The following is an 18,682-nucleotide window of genomic DNA, read 5'->3' as shown; positions in this document are numbered from 1 at the left end:
TATGCGTCCGCTGCATCGGGACTGGCGAGCGGGCGGCCTGGCACTGGCGGCGCTGCTAGCGGCGCAACCGACGGTCGCAGCCTGGGCCCAGACTACGCAGGCGGCAACCAGCGTGCCGTCGGGAAGCCCGCTCGATTCCGATCTTGGCACCTATGGCGTGGGCAGCGGGGCGATCGATACGATGCGCCTGCGCCGAAGCGATATGGTGATGCCGCAGGCCACCGGCGAAAGCCAGCAAAGCCCCCAGTGGCACCCGGATTCGATTGGCAGCGCTTCATTGCGCTCTTACGGGAGGGATGAACTGCTGCGTGCCGAACCGGGCCTTGATGCTGCCCGTCGCATGAAGGCCCCGCCCAAGCCCGGTGAGTTCGAGGATTTCGTGCAGACCCTGGTGGGCCGCAAGCTTGAGCGGTACGGCGCCGACCTGCTTCTGCCATCTTCCCGTGAATTCGCTCTTCCCGCCACCGCCACGGTGCCGCCCGATTACCTGATCAACGTGGGCGACGTGATTGCGATTTCGCTCAAGGGCTCGATCGAGGGCAGTGTCGAGCGGCGGGTGGACAGTTCGGGCAACATCGTGCTGGCGCAGGTCGGTCCGGTCCATCTGGCAGGCGTGCGTTTTGCGGACGTGAAGGACCGTATCTCGGCCGCGATCGGTACGAGTTATCGCGATTACGGGGTTGCGGTCGAGCTCAAGGATATGGCGGGGGTCCGTGTCTACGTGACCGGGTTCGCCAACAATCCCGGGCAGTTCACTGTCAACAGCCTGTCGACGATGGCCAGCGCCGTGTTCCAGGCGGGCGGCCCGACCGCTGGCGGCAGCTTCCGCCGTATCGTGCTTTACCGTGATGGCCGCGTCGCTGGCGAGCTTGACCTTTATGACCTGCTGCGCGGCGGCAACCGCGTGGGCGACGCGGTGCTGCGCAACGAGGACGTGCTGTTCATCCCTCCGGCGGGTGAGCAAGTGGCGGTGATTGGCAGTGTCCAGCACGAGGCGATCTACGAGATGAAGCCGGGCGAGACGGTGGAGCAGGCACTGGCAGTGGCGGGAGGCCCCAATACGCTGGCAGACGGCAGCAGGCTCATCCTCTATCGCAATGTTCCCGGCACGCCGCCCGGCCCGCACGAGGTCTCGCGTCAGGCTGCGGCCACTATGGCGGTCGAACCGGCGGACATCCTGCAGGTGCTTTCTGGCGCCAGCCTGGTTCAGCCGATGGACCGCCAGTCGGTCGTGGTGCGGATCGAAGGAGAGGTTGCGCACCCCGGCAATTACTTCGTCGCGCCGGGTACGCCGATGGAGCAGGTGCTGGCGATGGCTGGCGGTCTCACCGCGCGTGCCTTCCCGTTCGGCGCCCGGTTCGAGCGACAATCGGTGCGTCAGCAGCAGCGGCAGGGTTTCGAGGAAGCGGTCGATCAACTGGAGCTGACCATCGCCTCGGCGCCGCTCACTGCCGATGGTATGGGCAGTTCGGATCGCAGCACGGCGGAACTCGCCAGCGCCCGCGCGGTGCTGGACAAGCTGCGCGAGGCTCAGCCTGACGGGCGCGTCGTTCTCGACATCGGCCCGCTGGACTCGGCGCTGCCGGGAGCGATCCAGCTGGAGAACAACGATCGCATCTACATTCCGCCGCGCGCTACGACAGTGGGCGTGTTCGGCGCTGTCTACCGTCCATCCTCGTTCCTGATCAGCGGGGAGCCGGTACGGGTGAAGGACTATATCCAGCAGGCCGGCGGGCCGCAGCGTGCGGCGGACCTGTCCCACGCGTTTGTCGTGCGCGCCAATGGACAGGTTTTGACCCGCAAGGCGGGCGGAATGGACGAAAGGGCACTGCCCGGTGACGTGATCTTCGTTCCGGTCAAGACCAGCAATTCCAGCTTCTGGTCGAAGCTGCGCGACATTTCGACCGTAGTGTTCCAACTCGGCATCACCGGTGCCGCCGTCGCGGCATTGGCCAACTGATGCCCTCGCTGATCGGCATGCTCGCCGCCTCGCGGGTGCTGGCCACGGCCTGGGCGCGTGCGGCGCTGTTCGGGACGCTGTGCCTTGTGGCCGTCTTGCTGGCGCTCTTTCCGCAGCGTTACCTGGCCGCGGCCTCACTGACGCCGACCGATCCGGATTCGCTGGGGCTGGGCGGAACGCTGGGACAGCTCGGCGCGATCAACAACGTCTTCGGCAACCAGGCTGCCATCGAGGTGGCACTAAGGGTGGGGCGCAGCGTATCGGTGCGTGACCGGGTGATCGCCCGGCTGGGCCTGGTCGAGCGGATCGACCTGGGGGATCGCATTGCCGCGCAGCGCTGGCTGGAGCGGCGGGTGACGGTGCGTTCGTTGCGTGGCGGGATCATCCTGGTCACGCTCGACGATGCGGACCCCCGGCTCGCGCAGGACGTGGTTGGCGCCTATGTCACCGCGATCCGTGATGATCTGGCCAAGATCGCCCGTCGGCAGACTGCCTACAAGCGACAGGTCCTGCTCGAACTGGTCGGCGCGGCCAACGATCGGCTGGACAAGGCGCAAGTCGCCTACGACCGCTTTCGCCTTGGCACCCGGGCGGCGATGCCCGACGTGAAGGCCGCGCTACTTTCTTCGCAAGTCGCCGACATCGAGGCGACGATCCAGGCGCGCACGGTCGAACTGCAGACCGCGCGGCAGACCTACACGGACGATCACCTGAGCGTGAAGCGCCTGCGGGCGGAGATCGCGGCGCTGCAGGGGCAGTTGGGGAGGCTGCGCGCAACTGGCCGGGGCGGCGATGGCACGGTTGGCCAGGTCGTGGCGGAATCAAGCGAACTCTACCGGCGCGAGCGGGAGCTGGCCGTGGCCAAGACTTTGTACGAGGGCTATTTGCGCTATCTCCAGGGCACGGCGGTCGAGGACATGACTTCGACGGCGGCGGTGCGCGTGCTGGAGCCTCCGCATATCGAGACCGCACGGCAGGTCTGGTGGCCGGCGGCGGCGGTGGGGGGCGCGGCGCTGCTGGTTTGGCTGGCCATAGAATTTTACCGCTTGCGTCCGCCGCTCGCACCGCGTCCGCACAAGGCGGGCGAGCAGGAGCCGCACGGTGCATGATGCGCCCTTGTCAGGCTGCGCCGAGGATGGCGTTGAACGTATTCCCGAAATTTCGGTCGTGATCCCGTGCCGCAACGAGGAAGCCAATGCCGAGGCCATTGCCCAGGCGGTGATCGCCGTTCTGGAGCCGCTGGTCGCCGATTTCGAGATCATTTTCATCGACAATGGTTCGCAGGACCGCACCGTGGCGATCCTGCGCGACCTCTGTCGGCGCGAGCCGCGCGTGCGTCTTATCGTCAATACCCGCAATTTCGGGCAGATGCGCTCGCCTACATACGGGATCTTTGCGGCGCGGGGGCGGGCGGTCATCGGCATGTGTGCCGACTTCCAGGATCCGCCCGCCTTGCTTCCCGAATTTGTGGCGCGCTGGAGAGCGGGAACGGCGATCGTACTGGGTGTACGCGAGGCGGAGCACGGCCGTCCCCTGCTCGCGGCGGTGCGGGCTCTTGCCTATCGCACGCAGCGGGCCATCGCCGATCATCCGATCGTGCCGGGGGCGACCGGGTTCGGGCTCTACGACCGCCGCGTTGTGGCCGCGATCGCCGCACTCAACGAGCCGGAGCCGTTCTTCCGCGCGCTGCTGGTGGAGACCGGCCATGATCTCGAGACGATCGGCTATTCACGTCCCGCGCGCGCCGGCGGACGTTCGAACAATCACGTCTTTGCGCTGCTCGACTTTGCGCTGAACGGGCTTGCCGCATCGTCCAAGCGGCTGCTGCGCGCGCCGCTCTATCTGGCTTTCGCGATTGCCATGCTGACCCTGTGCTCGCTGGGCGGCGCGGTATGGGCGGGGCTCACAGGGCATTCGGTTCAGCTCTGGCTGCTGGCGGCGGTGCTGGAAGGGCAGTCGGCGCTGCTGTTCCTGTTTCTTGGCTTGATCGGCGTGCAGGTCCAGCTGGTTGCCGACCGGACACGCAATCAGCCTCTGGTGATCGAGCGGGAGCGGGTCAATTTCCCGCCGATGCCATGATCTCCATGGACAAACGGCACGGCTGCTGGCGCGGGGGTGGGGGCGGCATGAATCCTGGCGAGCGTGCCGAATGGACGATGGCCGCGCTGATCCTTGGTGGCCTTGCCTATTGCGTATGGCATGTGACGATCTGGGGCTACTTGCCCGCACCGTTTTTCTACGAGCCGAGCGACGTTTTCGCGGACTGGTTCAATCCGGCGATATGGGCCCGTAATCCAGGCACGTATGATGCCTGGTTATCGATCTATCCGCCGCTCTCCTTTGTGCTGCTCAAGCTGTTCGGGATCGATTCCTGCTACGCGATCCGCGGCGAGTGGGATGCCGGATCCGGCCTTGCCGCGCGCGATTGCGACTGGGTGGGGCTGGCCTGCATTTTCGGACTCTACCTGTTGAATGTCTGGCTTTGCTGGAAAAGTTTCGCGAAGATGGAGCCGCGCACCGCGCTGCCGCGCACGATCTGCGTGGGGCTGGGGATGCCGATGCTCTGCGGGCTGGAGCGAGGCAACCTCATCCTGCTGGCGTTTCCGGCGATGGTGCTCGCATTTGGCCCGGTATTGCGCAATGTCAGGCTCAAGGCGCTTGCGGCGGGTTTTGCCGTCAATCTTAAGGTTTACCTGATCGGCTCGATATTCGGCTTGCTGCTGGTGCGCCGCTGGGCCCGCGCGGAGGCTGCCTTGCTGGCGGCGGTGGTCGTCTATCTCGTCAGTTATGCCATGCTGGGGCGCGGCAGCCCGGTCGAGATTGTCGAGAATGTGCGCAGTTTCGGCAAGCTGCAACCCGCCAATATCCTCGATGTCTGGTATTCGACCACGTACCAGACGTTTGTCGCCTTGCTGGAAGGGGACAACTTCCCGCTGGTCGGCATCCTTGGTTCGCGGGTGGTGGAGGGACTGGCGATGTTGCTGCCGGCATTGCAGCAATTCACCCAGTTGCTGATCGTGCTGGCGGCGGCGGCGACCTGGCTGCGCCCTGAGGCAGTTCCCCCGTTTCGCGCGGTCAACCTCGGCATGACGATGGCGCTGATCAGTTCGGAGCCGGGCGCCTATGCGCAGGTCCTGCTGCTCTATTTCGTGATGCTGGAGGCGCGGCGCGGGGTGGGCCGAAGCTGGGCGATCTTCATGTGTTATCTGCTGGCGGTGCCACTCGACATACCGCTCGACCGCATGGCTGAAGTTCCCCGCGATTCCTATTTTACCGGTAGCACGGTGATGGTGACCTATCAGGTGGTGTTGGGCTCGTTCGTGCGGCCGCTGATGATCATGACCGTGGCATGGGGGCTCTCGGGCGAGACCATCCGGGCGGTACTGGCAGACATTCGTGCAGGCGGCTGGGCCCAGCCCCGGCGGTTCGTGCGGCTGCCGTATCGTCATCGGGCTGGCCGTTCATGAACAGTCACGCCATGGGCCGCACCGGCGTAGCGGCGTTGACGGCGATCATGGTTCTGGCTTTTGGCCTGCGCCTGCGCGGCATCGCCTTCGGTCTACCCGCGCTTAATGATCCGGACGAGTTGATCTTCGAGCTTGGTGCGCTGCGAATGCTGCGAACCGGGACGCTCGATCCCGGTTGGTACGGACATCCGGCAACCCTCACGATGTATCTGCTGGCGCTTGTCGATGCGGGGGTGCTGGCGACCGGGCGGTTAAGCGGGCGCTTTGCCGATGCTGCGGACTTTGCCGGACAAGTCTGGCTCGATCCCGGGATCATCGTGCTGCCGGGACGGGCCGCGATGGCGCTGGTCGGGGGATGGTCGGTCTGGCTGTGCTGGCAGTTGGGACGGGCGCTGGGCGGTATCGGCGCGGGCCTTGTCGCCGCACTGCTGCTGGCGATCTGTCCGGTCCATGTAACCTGGTCGCAAGTGATCCGCAGCGACGTGATGGCAGCCGCGTTCCTGCAGCTTGTCCTGCTGGCGAGCCTTCGGGTGGTGCAAGGCGGGGGGCGCCGGGATCTTGCCCGGGCCTCCTTCTGGTTGGCCTGCGCGGCAGCGACCAAATGGCCCGCAGCGCTGGCCGCAGCGGCCATTGCCGGGGCGGTGATTGCCTCCGGCCGGTCTCGACGGGAATCGCTGGGCGGCATGGTCCGTCGGCTGGTCGGGGCGGGGGGAATGAGCCTGTGCTGCTTTGCACTGGTCGCGCCGGTGCTGGTGCTGGCCCCCGCGCGGGTTCTGCGCGATCTCGGCGGCGAGGTGCAGGTGCGTCATCTCGAGGCGACCGGGCATGGGTTTTTCGGCAACCTCTTGTGGTATGCACAAGGCCCATTGCTGGCGGGCTTCGGTGGGGTGGGGCTGCTGCTGGCTTTTGCCGGCCTGGCGGCGCTGGCTGGATCGCTGGGCGATGCTGAGCGGCTGGCGCGCGGCCGGGGCGCGTTGGCTGTGCTGGTGCCGTACACGCTCGCACAAGGGCTGGCGCTGGGGTTTCAGGGACTGGTGTGGGAGCGCTGGGCGATCCCGCTGCTACCGGTGCTGGCCGCGCTTGCCGGACTGGGGACCATGGCGGTGCTGCGGGGATTTCGCGATGCCCCCTCGCTTTCACCCATGCGGCCGGCGAACAGCCCGGCTGCCCTGTGCGCCACCGTGATCATCCTCATCGCGGCTTGCCTCGCGCCGATGCTGACGGTGATGGAACGGGCGCGTGAGCGCGCGGACGATACGCGCCAGCGCGCCACGGCCTGGGCAATCGCGCATATCCCGCCGGGGCGCACGATCCTTGTCGAGCACTTTGCGTTCGACATGCTGCGCCAGCCCTGGGCCGAGCGGTTTCCGATGGGCGAAGCGGGGTGCATCGACGTGCGAGCGCGGCTCTCGGCCCGGATGGACTACCGTGCGATCGCGGCGGCGCGCGGCGGCCGCAGCAATCTCGATTACGGCACGATGCCGGCAGTCCTTCGCGCGACCTGCCGTGCCGACTATGCGATTCTCACCCAGTACGACCGTTACGCCCGGGAATGCGCGCGCTTTGCGCAAGCTTGCCGGGCCTATCGGGCCCTTCTGGCACAGGGGCAGGTGGTGGTGACGATCCGGCCGGAACCGGGCGAAATCGGCGGACCTGTCGTAAGGATCGTGCGGCTGTCCGTGACGGGATCCGGGGAATCGGTCGTTGGTGCAAATTATGCAATTTCCTCCCGTTAATCGAATATTGCGCAACTGAGAAACCCCGTTACAACGCTGGGTCTGCGTTTCCGGGCTCGCGACCGGTCGTCCGGAACGCGGCGATGCTGCATTGCATCGTTGAAAGGGCCGAACCTTTCCCTGCGTGAATTTACGGGGGAAGATGGATGCCGGAAAGCATGACCGGTCCTATATGTCGAAGGCAGGCGCTGCGCGCCCCATCGAGCGCAGACGCCGCAAGCCGTAAGGAATGCGGGAGCACGTTATGAGCGCAGATGAAGTGAAGATCGCAGCACAGGCCCGAACGGACGAAGGGCCCGGAGGAGCGGCACTTCACGCGGCGATCGTATCGCGCATCAGCGATTCCCTGCTGCCCGGCGATGCCCCGGTGGACGACCGCGCCTGGGTCGACGAGGCCGCGCGGGTACTCCTGGAAACCGCAGCGACGCGCCAGCGGGGCGAAGCGGTGATCGAGCTGGTCTCGGCCAGCGAGGACCGTCGTTACCTGCGCATTGCGCTCATCAACGACGACATGCCGTTCCTGGTCGATTCGGTGGCCGCCGCCATTGCCGAGGCCGGTCTCGTGATCGACCGTCTGGCCCACCCGGTCGTCACGGTCGAGCGTGACGACGAAGGGCACCTGGTTGCCCTGCCCGAAAACAGTGTCGAAGGTGCGCTGCGCGAATCGATGATCTACATCGAGACCGCCCGCATCGATGCGCGCCAGCGCGGCGAGCTGCAGCGCATGCTGGAAACCACGCTGGCCGACGTGCGGATCGCCGTGGCGGACTGGCCGCAGATGGTCGCGGCGATGACCGCCGATTCCGCGCTGGTCGGCGATGCCGAGGGCGCGGAGCTGCTGCGCTGGTTTGCCAGCGGCATGCTCACCCAGCTCGGCCATGTCACCCAGCACCGCGACGGCAGCCATTCCGACCTGCTTGGTGTCTGCCGCCGCGATCAGCGCGATTTGCTGTCCGAGGCCAGCTATGCCCGCGCCTTCGCTGCGTTCGATGCCCAGCTTGCCGAGGGCTCGGTGCGGGCGCCGATGGTCATCAAGGCGAACCGCATCGCCACCGTGCACCGCCGCGTGCCGCTCGACCTGTTCCTCGTGCCGCTGGTCGAGGACGGCAAGGTCACTGCGCTGTCGGTCCATGCCGGGATCTGGACGAGCGCCGCGCTGGCCGCGACGCCCGACCGCGTTCCGCGCCTGCGCACGGCGATGGCGGGGCTGGCCGGCAAGCTTGGCTTCGATCCGGGCGGCCACACCGGCAAGGCACTGGCCCATGCCCTGACCAGCCTGCCGCACGACCTCGTGCTGGGCTTCCCGGATGACGATGTTGAGCGCCTCGCGACGACGATGACCGGCCTGGTCGACCGTCCGCGTCCGCGCCTGATCGTCACCACCTCGCCGCTTTCGCGTCACCTTTTCGCCTTTGTGTGGATCACCCGCGACACTCTTTCCACGCAGATGCGCAAGCGTATTCAGGCGATGATCGAGGAAGCCGCGCAAGGCACGACGCTGGACTGGGCGCTCAGCGTCGAGGCGGGCAACCTTGCCATGCTGCGCTACACGCTCGACATCCGGGAAGGCGCAGGCTCGCTCGACGAGGCCGCGCTCGACCACCGTCTGCAGGTCATGCTGCGCGGCTGGGGCGAGGCGGTGGAAGCGGCGCTGGCGCAGTCGTTCGAACCGGCGCGCGCGGCTGCGATCGCCTCGCGTTATGCCGATGCCTTCCCGATGGTCTACCGCAGTGATTACGGCCCCGCCGAAGCCGCGGTCGACATCGCCCACATGCGCAAGCTGGTGGTCGAGGAAGCGGGCGACAACGCCCGCACGCAGGCGCTGCGCGACGTGCGCCTCTATGGCGGCGACGGCGACGAGGCCGGACAGCTGCGCCTCAAGATCTACCAGGCCGAAGGCAGCCTGCCGCTGTCCGACGCGGTGCCGGCGCTGGAGAATTTCGGCTTCCGGGTGATCGCGGAAATGCCGACCCCGCTGGAAAAGGGCCGCATCGGCACGATCCACGACTTCACCCTGGCGCTGCCCGCCGGACGCGATGCGGGTGACGTGCTGAAGCTCGCGCCGATGATCGAGAATGCGCTGGTCGGTGTGCTCAATGGCCGCAGCGAGGACGATCCGTTCAACCGCCTGGTTCCCGGCCTTGGCCTGTCCAAGCGCGAGGCGAACTGGCTGCGCGCCTGGTATCGTTATCTGCGTCAGGCCGGCATGAACTTCGGCATCGCCACCGCCGTTGACGCCTTGCAGGGCGCGCCGACGGTGACGCTGGGCCTCATTGATCTGTTTCGCGTGATTCATGATCCGGCCTACACCGGCGATCGCGGCAAGGCCCGCGCCGCTGCGCAGGAGGCGATCCGCACCGGTCTCGCCGGGGTCAGCGCGATCAACGACGACCGTCTGCTGCGCGCTTACCGCGATCTGGTCGGGGCGATGCTGCGCACCAATGCCTTTGCCGAGGCAGGGCAACTGGCGCTTGCCTTCAAGTTCGATTCCGCGCTGGTTCCGGGGCTGCCCAAGCCGCTGCCCTGGCGCGAGATCTTCGTCTATTCGCGCCGCGTGGAGGGCATCCACTTGCGTGCCGGACCGGTCGCCCGTGGCGGCCTGCGCTGGTCCGACCGCCGCGACGACTATCGCACCGAAATCCTTGGCCTGATGAAGGCGCAGCGCGTGAAGAACGCGGTGATCGTGCCGACCGGCGCGAAGGGCGGTTTCTATCCCAAGCAGCTTCCCGACCCCGCGCTCGATCGTGCCGGCTGGGCCGCCGAAGGGCAGGCCAGCTACGAGATCTTCATCGGCACGCTGCTGTCGATCACCGACAACATCGTGGCCGACACGGTTGTCCATCCCGAAGGCGTGACGATCCTCGACGGTGAGGATCCGTACTTCGTGGTCGCAGCCGACAAGGGCACGGCCAAGTTCTCCGACGTGGCCAACGGCATCGCCGAATCGCGCGACTTCTGGCTGGACGATGCCTTCGCCAGCGGCGGCTCCAACGGCTACGACCACAAGGCCATGGGCATCACTGCCAAGGGCGCCTGGCTCTCGGTTCAGCGCCACTTCCTGGAACAGGGGGTGGACGTCCAGGTCGATCCGGTTCGCGTGGTCGGTTGCGGCGACATGTCGGGCGACGTGTTCGGCAACGGCATGCTGCTCTCGAAAGCGCTCAAGATCGTCGCCGCCTTCGATCACCGCCATATCTTCCTCGACCCCAACCCCGATCCGGCGGCCAGCTGGGATGAGCGCAAGCGCATGTTCGACCTGCCGCATTCGAGCTGGGACGACTATGACAAGTCGCTGATCTCCGCGGGCGGCGGGGTGTTCTCGCGCAAGTCCAAGTCGATCCCGCTGAGCGCCGAAGTGCGCGAGGCGCTGGGTATCGGCCTTGAGGAGATGGACCCGGATTCGCTGATCTCGGCGATCCTCTGGGCCAAGGTCGACCTGCTGTGGTTCGGCGGCATCGGCACCTATGTGAAGGCGTCGAGCGAGAACAACGCCGATGTCGGCGATCCGGCCAACGATGCGCTGCGTGTCAGCGCCAACGAAGTGGGCGCCAGGGTCATCGGCGAAGGCGCCAACCTTGGCGTTACCCAGGCCGCGCGCATCGAGTTCGCGGCGCGCGGCGGCCGCATCAATGCCGACTTCATCGACAATTCGGCGGGCGTCGACTGCTCGGACAACGAGGTCAACATCAAGATCGCGCTGGCAGCGGCCAAGCGCGCGGGCGTCCTCAGCGAAGAGCAGCGCGTCGAACTTCTGCGCGACATGACCGACGAGGTGGCCCACCTCGTGCTCGAAGACAACCGGCTCCAGGCGCTGGCGCTCTCGATTGCCGAACGCGGCGGCGCCGCGGCGATCCCGGCGCAAGTGCGCCTGATCGAGACGCTGGAGGAAGGCGGCAATCTCGACCGCAAGACCGAGGGCCTTGCCGACAACGAGGCGCTGGCCCGCCGCGTGCAGGACGGTCGCGGGCTGACCCGCCCCGAACTGGCGGTGCTGCTTTCCAGCGGCAAGCTGGTGCTGCAGGACGCCATCGAGAAGAGCGCGCTTGCCAGCGATGCCAGCCTTCAGGCGCTGCTGCTGGCCTCGTTCCCGCAGCCCATGCAGGAGCGTTTCGCCGCCTTCATCGAAGGCCACCGCCTGGCCCCGCAGATCGTCGCGACCAAGCTTGCCAACCGCATCGTCAACCGTCTCGGTATCGTCCATCCCTTCGAACTGGCCGAAGAGGAAGGCGCCGAGCTTGCGCAGGTTGCTGCGGCCTTCGCGCTGGCGGTGCAGTTGTTCGACCTCGACGCGCTCTGGGCACGGCTCGAAACCGCGCCGATGAGCGAAGAGGCCCGCCTGGCGCTCTTCAGCAAGGCGGCGGGTGCGGTGCGGAGCCACATGGCCGACCTGCTGCGCGCCGGTGCCGGACGCAGCACGCCGTCGGAAGTGATCGCCCGCATCGGCGGTCAGGTCGCGGCGCTTTCGGTCGATACCGAGGAACTGCTGGGCGAACGTGTCGCGCAGCACTCGCAGAAGCTGCGTCAGGGCTTGCTCGAACTGGGCGCGCCGGAAGCGGAAGCGGCACTGGTTGCCAACCTCTACGATCTCGACGGCGCGGTCGGCATTGCCGATCTCGCGGCGGAGACCGGGCTGGATGCCCGCCGCCTTGTCGGCGCCTTCTCGCGTATCGGCGCGGGACTCGGGCTCGACTGGGCGCAGGCCAATGCGGCAACGATGAACCCCTCCGATCCCTGGGAGCGCTTGCTCGTTGCCGGGCTCGCGCGGGACTTCCAGCAGATGCGGCTCGACTTCCTCAAGGCGCTGTCGCGTACCGAGGCCGGCAAGGCCGATCCGGCTGCGGCGGCGGAAGAGTGGGCCCGTGCGCACACGGCCGCGATCCGCACTTTCCGCGGCATGGTCCAGCGCGCGGAGAAGACGGTGCCGCTGACGCCGGCGATGCTCGCGCAGATCGCCAGCCAGGCGCGCAACCTGCTCGGCCGCTGATCGGCGTCGCCAGATGACGGGGAGGGGGCCTGCGGGCCCCCTTTCTTGTTGAGGGGCTCAGGCGATCCGGGGCCTTGCGGTCATTCCAGCGGCAGCCCGTGCGCTTCCTTCACCGCTTCCAGCACGATGATCGACTTCACGTCGCGCACGCCGGGAATGCGCAGCAAGGTCTTGAGCGTGATCTGCGAGAGATGGTCCACGTTCCGGGCGACCACATGGACGAGGTAGTCCATGTCGCCCGTCACCGCATTACAGGCGATGACGTAAGGATGCTCGCGGATCGCCTGTTCGAAGCGCTGGATGATCTCGTCGACATGGGCGTTGAGGTTGATCAGCACATAGGCTTCCAGTTCGAAACCCAGCTTGCGCGGGTCAAGCACCGGCACATAGCCGCGGATCACGCCCTCGTCCTCGAGCCGCTTGATGCGGCGGCTGACCGGGGTGGCGGAAAGCGCGGTCTGTTCGGCGACTTGCGCGACCGGCATGCGGGCGTCTTCCTGCAAGGCGGCGATGATCTTGCGGTCGAATGTGTCGAGCTGCATGAATCCCCTATCTGCGTTCGTATTCTTGGTCGATTTCACTAATAGCACTGCAAATGGAGGGTGCAATCGCACGGAACTGACGCGGTGCTCGTGATATGGTTCCGGTCATGAAGACGCCGTCCACCCAGACAACCACGAGCGGCCTTCGGGGAGAGTATGAAGGCGCGGGCGACGACTATACCGTCGGCCAGCACTGGCATGCCTATACCCCTGAGATGCACGATCGCTGGCGCCGCCTTTATGCGCGGCAATCGGCGCTGGTCGAAACCCATGCCTGCGCGGCTTTCCGTGAGGGTTTGAAGCGGCTCGACTGCGCCGGTGGCATACCCCGTTTCGAGGATGCCAATGCGATCCTCGAAGCGGCGACGGGCTGGACGCTGGTGGGGGTGCCCGGGTTCATTCCCGACGCGGTGTTTTTCGATCATCTTGCGCATCGCCGCTTTCCGGTGACCCGCTGGCTGCGCGAGGAGCATGAACTCGACTATCTGGTCGAGCCGGACGTGTTTCACGACTTCTTCGGCCATGTGCCGATGTTGCTCGATCCCACGATCGCCGATTTCCTCGAGCTTTACGGCAAGGCCGGAGAACGGGCGATGGCAATGGACGCGCTGCCGATGCTGGCGCGGATCTACTGGTACACGATCGAATTCGGCCTCGTGCGCGAGGATGGCGGCCTGCGCGTGTTTGGCGCGGGGATCATCTCGTCCTCGGGTGAAACCCGTTACGCGCTGGAAGACCGCGCGGTGCTGCGCCTGCCCTTCGATGCAGAGCGGGTGATGCGCACCGGCTACATGATCGATGCCTTCCAGAAGACCTATTTTGTCCTCGAGAGCCTGCCGCAGCTGATCGAGGACCTTGTCGGGCTCGATTTCGGCCCGGTTTACGAAAAATGGCGCGCCGAGACGCCAATCCCCGCCGGTGCCTTGCTGCCCGGTGAAGCCCCCTTCGGAGAAATGATTCCATGACCGATATCTTCGACAATCCCATCGGCCTCGACGGCTTCGAGTTCGTCGAGTTCTCCGCCCCTGAAAAGGGCGTGCTGGAGCCGGTGTTCGAAGCGATGGGTTTCACGAAGATCGCCCGCCACCGCTCGAAGGACGTGGAGCTCTGGCGCCAGGGCGGGATCAACTTCATCACCAATTACGAGCCGCACAGCCCGGCCTGGTTCTTCAGCCGCGAGCATGGGCCCTCGGCCTGCGGCATGGGGTTCCGGGTGAAGGATGCGCGCGCCGCCTATGCCGAACTGCTCGCCCGCTCGGCCGAGCCGGTGCAGGTGGCGACGGGGCCGATGGAACTGCACCTTCCCGGCATTCGCGGCATCGGCAACTCCATCATCTATCTCATCGATCGCTATGAACGGAACGGCGACGGCGCCCTGTCGATCTATGACATCGACTTCGACTATCTGCCGGGGGTGGACCGTCACCCGGTGGGCGCGGGCTTCGATCTGATCGATCACCTGACCCACAACGTCTACGGCGGCCGCATGGCCTATTGGGCGGACTATTACGAGAAGCTGTTCAACTTCCGCGAGATCCGCTTCTTCGACATCAAGGGCGAATATACCGGCCTGACCTCCAAGGCGCTCACTGCACCGGACGGCAAGATCCGCATTCCGCTCAACGAGGAAGCGGAAGGCGGGAAGGGCCAGATCGACGAATTCCTGCGCGCCTTCAACGGCGAGGGCATCCAGCATATCGCGCTGATCTGCAACGATCTCGTGGCTGCATGGGACAAGCTCAAGGCGCTCGGCGTGCCGTTCATGACCGCGCCGCCGGAAACCTATTACGAGATGCTGGACGAGCGTCTGCCCGGCCACGGCGAGCCTGCCGAGGAATTGAAGATGCGCGGCATCCTGCTCGATGGGACGACCGATGGTGGCCAACCGCGTCTGCTGCTCCAGATCTTCGCCGAAGCACGGGTGGGGCCGGTGTTCTTCGAATTCATCCAGCGCAAGGGCGACGACGGCTTCGGCAACGGCAATTTCAAGGCGCTGTTCGAAAGCATGGAACGCGACCAGATCCGTCGCGGCGTGCTCAAAGTGGGTGAGCCTGCCGCGTAACCGCGGGTCAGACGGGGCGGGCAGGCGCACGCAGGCCCGCCCGGATCCTCACCGACAGAAGCTCTTGCCGTCCGCTTCCAGATGGAAGTGGTTGGCATGGGCGGCGTTGTAGTCCGGACCCAGCGTCGTGCCGAAGCGCTTGCAGGCGCTTTCATGGACCACGCGCAGGAAGCGGCGCTCGGCGGGAGAGCCGCCGTTCCAGTCATCCAGTACCGAGACGCGGCGCCCGTCCGCCAGCACGAAGCCGGAAACGTCGATGGCATTGGCAGTCGCATGGCCCGAGCGCCGGGCGGTTCCGGCGACATTGCGGCAATTGTAGCTGCCGTAGGTCTCGATACTGATGATCCGGCTGCCGAGGATCTGCTGCGCCGCGCGGTCCACGCCGAAGCGGGCCCAGGCCGCAAAGGGGGTGGCAGTGTTGCAGGTGACCGGGCCGAGATTGGTGATGCTGACGGTCGACGAATCGGTATTGAGCGCGGAAAGCTTCACCGTGCCGACCGTCGAGCAGCCGCTGCCGTAGTAGCGATCCGCCACCGGCGAAAAGACGGCATGCTGGCTGCCGAGCGTCGCCATGCACTGGCGTGCCGCCGGGGAGGGCACGGTGATGGCTGGCCGCGCGGCCTGGGTCGGGCGGCGCTGCGGTTTGTCCGGTTCGCCGATGCACCCGGCAAGGAGCGCGAGCGGGGGCAGCGCAAGTATCAGTCTGGGGAGGGCTTTCATGGTCCCGCCTAACATCCGATGCTTTGGTGAACGTCAGATTAGCCTTGCGGTAGGTGGCTTCGAAATCCGGTGGTTCGAGTTATCCACCGGGTATTGCGCCTGTCTCCGTCGCGCAGAATGGGCTGATTTTCGTGCGCATTCGCTCCGGACTGCCGGGCCGGCGCAACGATCTGTCGCAGTGCTGCGGAGAATCGTTTGACAAATTTCTTGGGGACTTTAGACGCGGCTCCGGGCCACGCGGTCCCAACGCCGCGCGTGCTCTCTGTAAGGAGAGTCAGAAATGACTGATATTATTAGCGTTCCCGCGCGCAAGCCTGCGCGTCCGCACTTCTCGTCCGGTCCTTGCGCCAAGCCGCCCGGATATGCCCCCGAAAAGCTGAACACCGAAGCACTCGGCCGCTCGCACCGCGCCAAGATCGGCAAGACGCGCCTTGCCTATTGCATCGATCTGATGCGCGAAGTTCTGCAGCTGCCCGACACGCACCGCATCGGTATCGTCCCCGGCTCCGACACCGGCGCCTTCGAGATGGCCATGTGGACCATGCTCGGCGCCCGCGGCGTGACCGCGCTGGCCTGGGAAAGCTTCGGTGAGGGTTGGGTCACCGACGCCGTCAAGCAGCTGAAGCTGGAACCCACCGTGTTCCGCGCCGACTACGGCCAGCTGCCAGACCTCGACAAGATCGACTGGTCCGACGACGTGCTCTTCACCTGGAACGGCACCACCTCGGGCGTGCGCGTTCCGGACGCCGAGTGGATCCCGGCCGACCGTGAAGGCCTGTCCTTCGCCGACGCCACTTCGGCTGTCTTCGCCTACGACATCGACTGGTCCAAGATCGACGTTGCCACCTTCTCCTGGCAGAAGGTCCTGGGCGGCGAGGGCGGCCACGGCGTCCTGATCCTCGGCCCCCGCGCCGTCGAACGCCTTGAAAACTACACCCCCAGCTGGCCGCTTCCCAAGGTGTTCCGCCTTGTCTCGAAGGGCAAGCTGGCAGAGGGCGTGTTCAAGGGCGAAACCATCAACACCCCCTCGATGCTCGCCGTCGAGGACGCGATCTTCGCGCTGGAATGGGCCAAGGGTCTGGGCGGTCTCGAAGGGCTGAAGGCCCGTTCGAACGCCAATGCCCACGCGCTGGACAAGATCGTGGCCGAGCGTGACTGGCTGAGCCATCTGGCAGTCGACAGCGGCACGCGCTCCAAGACCTCGGTCTGCCTCTCCGTCGAAGGCGCCGATGCCGACTTCATCAAGAAGTTCGCCGGCCTGCTCGAAAAGGAAGGCGCGGCCTACGATGTCGCCGGATACCGCGATGCCCCTCCGGGCCTGCGCATCTGGTGCGGTGCGACCGTGGACACGGCCGACGTCGAGGCGCTGGGACCGTGGCTCGACTGGGCCTACGCGACCGTCAAGGCCGGCTAAAAACCATTCCCGCTCGCCCTGAGCTTGTCGAAGGGCACTGGCAACTGAACCCGCGCGGACAAAGGGCTTCGACAAGCTCAGCCCGCGCGGACGTTGTAGCGAAAGAGAATTTGACATGACCAAGCCCCGCGTCCTCATTTCGGACAAGATGGACCCCAATGCCGCCCGCATCTTCGAGATCCGCGGCTGCGACGTAGACGTCATCACCGGCGAAACCCCCGAGCAGCTGATCGCCCGCATCGGCGACTATGATGGCCTCGCGATCCGCTCGTCGACCAAGGTCACCAAGGAAATCCTCGCCGCGGCGAAGAACCTGAAGGTGATCGGCCGCGCCGGTATCGGCGTCGACAACGTCGATATTCCGGCCGCTTCGGCCCAGGGCGTCGTTGTCATGAACACGCCGTTCGGCAACTCGATCACCACCGCCGAACACGCCATCGCCATGATCTTCGCTCTGGCCCGCCAGATCCCCGAAGCCAACGCGCAGACCCAGCAGGGCCTGTGGCCGAAGAACGGCTTCATGGGCGTTGAAGTCACCGGCAAGACGCTTGGCCTGATCGGCGCCGGCAACATCGGTTCGATCGTTGCCAGCCGCGCGCTGGGCCTCAAGATGAAGGTCGTTGCGTTCGACCCGTTCCTCACCCCGGAACGCGCCGTGGAAATGGGCGTGGAGAAGGCCGATCTCGACACCCTGCTCGAAAAGGCGGACTTCATCACGCTGCACACGCCGCTGACCGACCAGACCCGCAACATCCTCTCGGCCGAGAACCTGGCCAAGACCAAGAAGGGCGTGCGCATCGTCAACTGCGCCCGCGGCGGCCTGATCGACGAAGCCGCGCTCAAGACCATGCTCGACAATGGCCACGTCGCTGGTGCCGCGCTCGACGTGTTCCAGACCGAGCCCGCCAAGGACTCGCCGCTGTTCGGCACGCCGAACTTCATCTGCACCCCGCACCTCGGCGCCTCGACCACCGAAGCGCAGGTCAACGTGGCGCTTCAGGTTGCCGAGCAACTGGCCGACTTCCTGGTCAACGGCGGCGTCACCAACGCGCTCAACATGCCCTCGCTCTCGGCCGAGGAAGCGCCGAAGCTGAAGCCCTACATGAAGCTGGCTGAAATGCTGGGTTCGATGGTCGGCCAGCTGACCCGCGATTCGGTTCCCCGCATCTCGATCCACGTCGAGGGCGCCGCTGCCGAGCTGAACCAGAAGCCGATCACTGCCGCGGTGCTGGCCGGTTTTCTGCGCGTCCAGTCGGACACCGTGAACATGGTCAACGCGCCGTTCCTCGCCAAGGAGCGCGGCCTTGAAGTGCGCGAAGTGAAGACCGAGCGCGAGGGCGACTACCACACGCTGGTCCGCGTTTCGGTGAAGACCGAGGCGGGCGAGCGTTCGGTGGCCGGCACGCTGTTCAACAACGGCGAACCGCGTCTGGTCGAACTCTTCGGCATCAAGGTCGAGGCCGAGCTCGATGGCCACATGATGTATATCGTCAACGAGGACGCGCCGGGCTTCATCGGCCGCATCGGCACCCTTCTGGGCGAGAACGCGATCAACATCGGCACCTTCAACTTGGGGCGCCGTGAAGCTGGCGGCGAAGCCGTGCTGCTGCTCTCGGTCGACAGCGCCGTGCCGGAGGAGGTCCTCAAGGCGGCCACCGCGCTTCCGGGCGTGAAGACGGTCAAGGCACTCAAGTTCGTCTGACAAGGCGGATTTAGAGCAGTTTCCGAGTCATCAGGTGATTCCACCTGATTAGAAAACGCTCTAAAGCCCCCAACGAAAAGGGCCGGTATCTTCGG

At 66.0% G+C, this 18,682-nt stretch carries 12 protein-coding genes; 10 read left to right on the top strand and 2 right to left on the bottom strand.

Annotation, left to right across the window (positions count from 1 at the left end; all coding sequences use genetic code 11):
* The first annotated feature begins 1 nt into the window (after position 1).
* The 6 genes from OKA11_RS19145 to OKA11_RS19120 all read left to right on the top strand — a co-directional run bounded on the left by OKA11_RS19145 (position 2) and on the right by OKA11_RS19120 (position 12,147).
* Positions 2-1,960, top strand: coding sequence for an SLBB domain-containing protein (locus OKA11_RS19145; protein WP_267223284.1), 1,959 nt, complete (start codon positions 2-4; stop codon positions 1,958-1,960).
* Complete coding sequence (locus tag OKA11_RS19140) at positions 1,960-3,069, top strand: GumC domain-containing protein (protein WP_267223282.1); 1,110 nt, start codon at positions 1,960-1,962, stop codon at positions 3,067-3,069. The genes OKA11_RS19145 and OKA11_RS19140 overlap by 1 nt, the downstream gene beginning before the upstream one ends.
* Entirely contained in the window at positions 3,062-4,039 is a 978-nt protein-coding gene (locus OKA11_RS19135) for a glycosyltransferase family 2 protein (protein WP_267223280.1), read from the top strand. The genes OKA11_RS19140 and OKA11_RS19135 overlap by 8 nt, the downstream gene beginning before the upstream one ends.
* 47 nt (positions 4,040-4,086) lie before the next feature.
* Positions 4,087-5,427 (top strand): hypothetical protein, encoded by a 1,341-nt coding sequence (locus OKA11_RS19130; protein ID WP_267223278.1) that lies wholly within the window; start codon positions 4,087-4,089, stop codon positions 5,425-5,427.
* Positions 5,424-7,163 (top strand): glycosyltransferase family 39 protein, encoded by a 1,740-nt coding sequence (locus tag OKA11_RS19125; RefSeq protein ID WP_267223276.1) that lies wholly within the window; start codon positions 5,424-5,426, stop codon positions 7,161-7,163. Before OKA11_RS19130 ends, OKA11_RS19125 begins: the two co-directional genes overlap by 4 nt.
* Positions 7,164-7,407: 244 nt before the next feature.
* Complete coding sequence (locus OKA11_RS19120) at positions 7,408-12,147, top strand: NAD-glutamate dehydrogenase domain-containing protein (RefSeq protein ID WP_267223274.1); 4,740 nt, start codon at positions 7,408-7,410, stop codon at positions 12,145-12,147.
* 80 nt (positions 12,148-12,227) lie between these two features.
* On the opposite strand, the gene OKA11_RS19115 is transcribed toward OKA11_RS19120, so the two are convergent.
* Positions 12,228-12,689, bottom strand: a complete 462-nt coding sequence (locus OKA11_RS19115; RefSeq protein WP_267223271.1) for an Lrp/AsnC family transcriptional regulator — start codon at positions 12,687-12,689, stop codon at positions 12,228-12,230.
* A gap of 107 nt (positions 12,690-12,796) precedes the next feature.
* Between OKA11_RS19115 and phhA the strand changes: the two genes are divergently transcribed.
* Positions 12,797-13,654 (top strand): phenylalanine 4-monooxygenase, encoded by an 858-nt coding sequence (phhA, locus tag OKA11_RS19110; protein ID WP_267223269.1) that lies wholly within the window; start codon positions 12,797-12,799, stop codon positions 13,652-13,654.
* On the top strand, positions 13,651-14,751 hold the full coding sequence (gene hppD / locus OKA11_RS19105) for a 4-hydroxyphenylpyruvate dioxygenase (RefSeq protein ID WP_267223267.1): 1,101 nt from the start codon (positions 13,651-13,653) through the stop codon (positions 14,749-14,751). The genes phhA and hppD overlap by 4 nt, the downstream gene beginning before the upstream one ends.
* A gap of 48 nt (positions 14,752-14,799) precedes the next feature.
* Here hppD and OKA11_RS19100 read toward each other — a convergent pair whose 3' ends face one another.
* Entirely contained in the window at positions 14,800-15,471 is a 672-nt protein-coding gene (locus tag OKA11_RS19100; RefSeq protein WP_267223265.1) for an extensin family protein, read from the bottom strand.
* Positions 15,472-15,751: 280 nt separating this feature from the next.
* Between OKA11_RS19100 and OKA11_RS19095 the strand changes: the two genes are divergently transcribed.
* Positions 15,752-16,885, top strand: a complete 1,134-nt coding sequence (locus tag OKA11_RS19095) for a phosphoserine transaminase (RefSeq protein ID WP_267223263.1) — start codon at positions 15,752-15,754, stop codon at positions 16,883-16,885.
* Positions 16,886-17,000: 115 nt separating this feature from the next.
* Positions 17,001-18,587, top strand: coding sequence for a phosphoglycerate dehydrogenase (serA, locus tag OKA11_RS19090; RefSeq protein WP_267223262.1), 1,587 nt, complete (start codon positions 17,001-17,003; stop codon positions 18,585-18,587).
* Positions 18,588-18,682 lie beyond the last annotated feature (95 nt).

This window comes from Novosphingobium clariflavum (assembly GCF_026420865.1).
GTDB lineage: Bacteria > Pseudomonadota > Alphaproteobacteria > Sphingomonadales > Sphingomonadaceae > Novosphingobium > Novosphingobium clariflavum.
The sequence above is the reverse complement of the archived record's forward strand: the minus strand, read 5'-3'. Positions and strand labels throughout refer to the sequence as shown.

Coding starts and splice junctions, on each gene's coding strand:
- OKA11_RS19100 (WP_267223265.1), bottom strand. CDS start 15,471: ATGAAAGCCCTCCCCAGACTGATACTTGCGCTGCCCCCGCTCGCGCTC.
- OKA11_RS19140 (WP_267223282.1), top strand. CDS start 1,960: ATGCCCTCGCTGATCGGCATGCTCGCCGCCTCGCGGGTGCTGGCCACG.
- OKA11_RS19120 (WP_267223274.1), top strand. CDS start 7,408: ATGAGCGCAGATGAAGTGAAGATCGCAGCACAGGCCCGAACGGACGAA.
- OKA11_RS19125 (WP_267223276.1), top strand. CDS start 5,424: ATGAACAGTCACGCCATGGGCCGCACCGGCGTAGCGGCGTTGACGGCG.
- OKA11_RS19095 (WP_267223263.1), top strand. CDS start 15,752: ATGACTGATATTATTAGCGTTCCCGCGCGCAAGCCTGCGCGTCCGCAC.
- OKA11_RS19145 (WP_267223284.1), top strand. CDS start 2: ATGCGTCCGCTGCATCGGGACTGGCGAGCGGGCGGCCTGGCACTGGCG.
- serA (WP_267223262.1), top strand. CDS start 17,001: ATGACCAAGCCCCGCGTCCTCATTTCGGACAAGATGGACCCCAATGCC.
- hppD (WP_267223267.1), top strand. CDS start 13,651: ATGACCGATATCTTCGACAATCCCATCGGCCTCGACGGCTTCGAGTTC.
- OKA11_RS19130 (WP_267223278.1), top strand. CDS start 4,087: ATGAATCCTGGCGAGCGTGCCGAATGGACGATGGCCGCGCTGATCCTT.
- OKA11_RS19115 (WP_267223271.1), bottom strand. CDS start 12,689: ATGCAGCTCGACACATTCGACCGCAAGATCATCGCCGCCTTGCAGGAA.
- phhA (WP_267223269.1), top strand. CDS start 12,797: ATGAAGACGCCGTCCACCCAGACAACCACGAGCGGCCTTCGGGGAGAG.